This is a genomic window from Streptomyces sp. NPDC003379 (assembly GCF_053589195.1).
Map to the genome: position 1 here is coordinate 1 of NZ_JBSFRK010000108.1, position 6064 is coordinate 6064.

At 73.7% G+C, this 6064-nt stretch carries 2 protein-coding genes; both read left to right on the forward strand.

What is annotated here, in order from left to right:
* The first annotated feature begins 9 nt into the window (after window positions 1-9).
* On the forward strand, window positions 10-4794 hold the full coding sequence (locus ACWDVB_RS40015; protein ID WP_451612057.1) for an SDR family NAD(P)-dependent oxidoreductase: 4785 nt from the start codon (window positions 10-12) through the stop codon (window positions 4792-4794).
* Window positions 4795-4799: 5 nt separating this feature from the next.
* Window positions 4800-6064 (forward strand): type I polyketide synthase (locus ACWDVB_RS40020; RefSeq protein ID WP_451519987.1); only part of this gene is annotated, 1265 nt, incomplete at its 3' end.

Sequence of the window (6064 nt, forward strand, 5' to 3'; positions counted from 1 at the left end):
GGTGAGGGGGTGTTGTGGCGGACGGAGTGGGCGCAGCCTGCTCTGTTCGCGGTGGAGGTGGCGTTGTTTCGTTTGTTGGGTTCGTGGGGTGTGTCTGCGGATTTTGTGTTGGGGCATTCGGTGGGGGAGTTGGCGGGTGCGTGTGTGGGTGGGGTGTTTTCGGTTGTGGAGGGGTGTCGGTTGGTAGGGGCGCGGGGTGGGTTGATGCAGGGGCTTGGTGGTGTGGGTGGGGCGATGGTGTCGGTGCGGGGGTCGTTGGAGGAGGTCGCGGCGTCGTTGCCGGTGGGTGGGGGTGTGGTGGTGGCGGCGGTGAATGGTCCGCGGTCGGTGGTGGTGTCGGGGGAGGAGTCGGGGGTTGCGGCGGTGGCTTCGGTGTGGGAGGGGCGGGGGCGGAAGGTGAAGCGGTTGCGGGTGTCGCATGCGTTTCATTCGCCGTTGATGGATGGGATGTTGGAGGATTTCCGGAAGGTGGCGGAGGGGGTTGATTTCCGTCCGTCGCGGATTCCGGTCGTTTCCGGTGTGACGGGTGAGTTGATTTCTGACGGGGATTTGTGTTCGGCGGATTACTGGGTGCGGCAGGTTCGTGAGCCGGTGCGTTTTTACGAGGGAATGCGTACGTTGGCCCGGGAGCGTGTGGGGGTGTGTGTGGAGATCGGCCCGGGTGGGGGTCTTGCCGCTTCGGGCGTGGAGTGTGTGGCTGATGAGGCGCCGGAGATGGTGCTGGTTGCGGCGATGCGCCGGGACCGGGACGAGGTGCGTACGGCCGTGGAGGCCGTGGCGCAGGCGTGGGTGGCGGGTGTGCCGGTGGACTGGAAGGCGTTCTGCCCCGGACGCGACGGCCGCTCCGTGGAACTTCCCACCTACGCTTTCCGGCGCCGCCGCTTCTGGGTGGAGGCGGACCCGGGCGCCGACCTGGACGGCGCCGGGCTGGACGCCGCCGAACACGGACTGTTGACGGCGGTGGTGCGGCTGGCGGAGAGCGGCGGCCTTGTCCTGTCGGGCCGCCTGTCGCACCACACCCAGCCGTGGCTGGCCGACCACACCGTCGGTGGAGTGGCCCTGGTGCCGGGCACGGCGTTCGTCGAACTGGCCCTGCGCGCCGGGCAGGAGACCGAGTGCCGTCACCTGGAGGAACTGACCCTGCAGAGCCCCCTCGCCGTCCCCGAGCACGGCGGCGTGCGCGTGCAGGTGACGGTCGGCGCCCCCGACGAGTCGGGCCGGCGCGCCGTCGCCGTCCACTCGCGGACGGATGACAAGGAGGACGGCCCCTGGACGACCCACGCGAGCGGCACGCTCTCCGCGGCCCCCGCGACCGACTCCTCGCCCTCCACCTTCGGTGACCTCGCCACCTGGCCGCCCCCGGGCGCCGAACCGGTCGAAGTCGCGGGCCTGTATGAGGAGTTGACCGCGCGCGGCTACACCTACGGCCCCGCCTTCCAAGCCGTACGAGCGGCCTGGCGCCGCGGCGACGAGGTGTTCGCGGAGGCCGCGCTGCCCGAAGCGGCCCGCACGGCATCCTCGTACGGCATGCACCCGGCGCTCCTCGACGGCGCCCTGCACGCCGCCGCGACCGGCGACATCCTGCCCACCGACGGCACGTGGCTGCCCTTCTCCTGGAGCGGCGTCTCCCTGCTGCGCGGCGGCGCCCACGAGGTCCGTATCCGCATGGCCGCCACCGGCAGGGGCGCGGTGACGCTAGCGCTCGCCGACAGTGAGGGCCGGCCGGTGCTCCGGGCCGAGTCGATGACGTTACGTCCGCTCGGCCCCGACGCGCTGTCCACCACGGGTGCGTCGGCGGACCGGGCGGCCGACTCGCTCTACCCCGTCGAATGGGTGCCGGTAGCCTCCTCGCCGAGCGAACCCGCGCCTGTCATAGCCCAGTTGGAGCCCGGTCACCCGCTCGGCGGCCTCCTCGACGCCATGGCTCCCGAGACCGACGTCGTCATCCTCCGCTGCGCGGCGCAGCCGGACGGCGGTGACGTCGAAGGTGACGACCGGCGCATGGCCGGCGGTGAGGGCCAGGGCGACCGGGCGCGCGAAGTGCTCGCTCGCGTCCTCGCGACCCTCCAGGACTGGCTCGCCGATGAGCGGTGCGCGGCGGCGCGGCTGCTCGTGGTGACGCGCAGGGCCATCGCGGCGGGGCCCCGCGAGGACGTGCTCGACCTGACGCACGCCGCCCTCTGGGGGCTCGTGCGGTCGGCGCAGAGCGAACACCCCGGGCGGTTCCTGCTCCTGGACGTCGACTCCGACGACGACGCCGAGTCGGCCAGGGCCCTGCCCGCCGCGCTTGCCGCCGACGAACCTCAACTCGTCCTGCGCGGCGATCAGCTGTTCGCTCCCCGTCTCACCCGCGCCGACGCGGGCAGCACACTCCTGCGTCCGCCCGGCGCCCGGGCCTGGCGCCTCGCCGCCACCGACGGGTCCCTCGACCTCGCGCTGGTGCCGCACCCGGAGGCCGAACGGCCGTTGCGGGCGGGGGAGGTGCGCGTCTCCGTACGGGCCGCGGGCGTCAACTTCCGTGACGTGATGATGGGCCTCGGCGCCCTGCCCGACCTGAACCCCGAGCGCGGCGACGGACCGGCCGCCGCCCCGCACACCGGCACCGCCGCCCCGCACACCGGTCTCGGCAGCGAAGGCGCGGGCGTCGTCGTGGAGGTGGGGCCCGAGGTCACCGACCTGGCCGTGGGCGACCGCGTCATGGGCCTGCTCCCCGGCGCGTTCGGGCCCCTCGCGGTCGCGGACCGGCGCGTTCTCGTACCGATACCGGACGGCTGGTCCTTCGAACGGGCCGCCGCCGTCCCCGTCGCGTACCTCACCGCGTACGTGGGTCTCGCCGACGTCGCCGGTCTCGTCCCCGGCGAGTCCGTCCTCGTCCACGCCGCGACGGGCGGCGTCGGCACGGCCGCCGTGCAACTGGCCCGGCACTGGGGCGCCGACGTGTACGGCACCGCCAGCACCGGCAAGTGGCCGGCCCTGCGGGACGCCGGGCTCGCCGAGGACCACATCGCCTCGTCCCGGTCCCTGGACTTCGCCGACCGGCTGCTGGCGAGCACCGGCGGGCGAGGCGTGGACGTCGTACTGAACTCCCTCGCCGGCGAGTTCGTCGACGCGTCGCTGCGACTGCTGCCACGCGGCGGCCGGTTCGCCGAGATGGGCAAGACCGACATCCGCGACCCCGAGCGGATCGCGACCGGCCACCCGGGCGTCGACTACCGCGCCTTCGACCTGGGCGACGCGCGGCCCGAACGGCTCGGCGCCCTGCTCGCCGAGATCGTACGACTCCTCGACGAAGGCACGCTGGCACCGCCGCCGGTGCGCGGCTGGGACATCCGGCACGCCTCCGAGGCGTTCCGGCACATGAGCCGTGCCCGCCACACCGGCAAGGTCGTCCTGAGCATCCCCACCCCGCTCGACCCCGAAGGCACCGTCCTGATCACCGGCGGCACCGGCACCCTCGGCGGCCTCGTCGCCCGGCACCTGGCCGACGTCCATCACGTACGGCACCTGCTGCTGCTCTCCCGGCGCGGACCCGACGCGCCCGGCGCCGCCGAACTGCGGGACCAGCTCACCGCCCGCGGCGCCCACGTCACCCTCACCGCCTGCGACGCCGCCGACCGCGAAGCCCTGCGCGCCGTCATCGCCGACATCCCCGCCGCCCACCCCCTCACCGCCGTCATACACACCGCGGGCGTACTCGACGACGGCACGCTGGACTCCCTCGGCCGCGCGCAGCTCGACACCGTGACCCGGCCCAAGCTGGACGCCGCGCTCAACCTCCACGAACTGACCGAAGAGCTGGAGCTGTCCGCCTTCGTGCTCTTCTCCTCCGCCGCCGCCCTGCTCGGCGCGCCGGGGCAGGCCAACTACGCCGCCGCCAACGCGTTCCTCGACGCGCTCGCCTGCCACCGCCGCGCCCACGGCCTGCCCGCCACCTCCCTGTCCTGGGGCTGGTGGGAGACGGCCAGCGACATGACCGGCGCCCTGAAGCGGAGCGACCGCGCCCGTCTGGCCAGGGACGGCGCCCGGCCCATGCCCGCACCGCACGCCCTGGCGCTCCTCGACGCGGGCCGCGACCTGGACGCGCCCGCGGTCCTCGCCGCCCGGATCGACACCACACGCCTGCGCGGCCCGGCCCACCGGAACGGACTCTCGCCCCTGTGGCGCGCACTCGTGACACCCACCGCCCCGCCCACCGCTACACAGGCCGGCGGCGCGACACAAGCCGGCGCGGCACCGGCCTCCACCGGGCCGGGTGACGGCGCCCCACCCCTCGTACGCGAACTGCGCGGCAGGACGGGACCGGAGCGGGAACGGCTGCTCCTCGACCTCGTGCGCGACCACGCCGCCACCGTCCTGGGCCACCACGGAGCCCGGACGATCGGCGCCGACCAGACCTTCCAGGACCTCGGCTTCGACTCGCTCACCGCGATCGAACTGCGCAACCGGCTCACCCACGCGACCGGCCTGCGCCTGCCACCTGCCCTCGTCTTCGACTACCCCACCCCGGCGGCGCTCGCCCGCCGACTGAGCACCCTGCTCGCCCCGGACGAACCGGAGGCCCCCGGCCCGTCCGTCCTCGCCGAACTCGACCGGCTCGACGGCGCCCTCACGGCCGCGCCGCCCGACGCCGACACCCGCGCGGGAATCACCGACCGGCTGCGCACGATGCTGGCCCGCCTCACCGACACACCCGCACCGGCCGAGGCCGTCGCCGACACCCTCGGCGCGGCCACGCCCGACGAGATCCTCGACTTCATCGACAACGAGCTGGGCCGGTCCCGGCAAGGGGGCTGAGCACCATGGCGGACGAACAGAAGCTCGTCGACTACCTGAAGTGGGTCACGGCCGACCTCTACGAGACCAGGGAGAAGCTCAGGGCCGCCGAGTCCCGCCGCCCCGAACCCATCGCGATCGTCGGGATGGCCTGCCGGTTCCCCGGCGGCGTGCGCTCGGCCGACGACCTGTGGAACCTCGTCGCAGGCCACACGGACGCCGTCACCGACTGGCCGGACAACCGCGGCTGGGACCTCGAAGGCCTCTACGACCCGGACCCCGACCGGCCGGGCACCTCCTATGTGCGGGAGGCCGGATTCGTCCACGACGCCGATCAGTTCGACGCCGAGTTCTTCGGCATCTCGCCGCGCGAGGCACTGGCCACCGACCCGCAGCAGCGGCTGCTCCTGGAGACCGCCTGGGAGACGTTCGAACACGCGGGCCTGGACACGGAGACGCTGCGCGGCAGCCGCACCGGCGTGTTCGTCGGCGTCATGCCGCAGGACTACATGCCCCTGACGACCAACGTCCCCGCGGGCCTCGACGGCTACCTCATGACGGGCAACTCGACCAGCGTCGCCTCCGGCCGCCTCTCCTACGTCTACGGCCTGGAGGGCCCCTCCGTCAGCGTCGACACGGCCTGCTCGTCCTCCCTGGTCACCCTCCACCTGGCCGCGAACGCGCTGCGCCAGGACGAGTGCTCCCTCGCCCTGGCGGGCGGTGTCACCGTCATGTCGACACCGGCGATCTTCACGGAGTTCAGCCGCCAGCGCGGCCTGGCCCCGGATGGCCGCTGCAAGTCCTTCGCCGCGGCGGCGGACGGCACCGGCTGGTCGGAGGGTGCGGGCCTGCTGCTCCTGGAACGCCTCTCCGACGCCCGCCGCCTGGGCCACCGTGTCCTCGCGGTGGTACGCGGCACCGCCGTCAACCAGGACGGCGCCAGCAACGGCCTCTCGGCACCGAACGGCCCCTCCCAACAGCGCGTGATCCGGGCGGCGTTGGCGGACGCGCGCCTGTCCCCGTCGGACGTGGACGCGGTGGAGGCGCACGGTACGGGGACGAAGCTCGGCGACCCCATCGAGGCGCAGGCGCTCCTCGCGACGTACGGACAGGAGCGCGAGGGCGACCCTCTCTGGCTGGGCTCGGTGAAGTCGAACATCGGCCACGCCCAGGCCGCGGCCGGGGCCGCCTCGCTGATCAAGACGGTGATGGCGTTGCGGCACGGTGTGCTGCCGAAGACGTTGCATGTGGACGATCCGTCGCCGGAGGTGGACTGGTCGGCGGGTGCGGT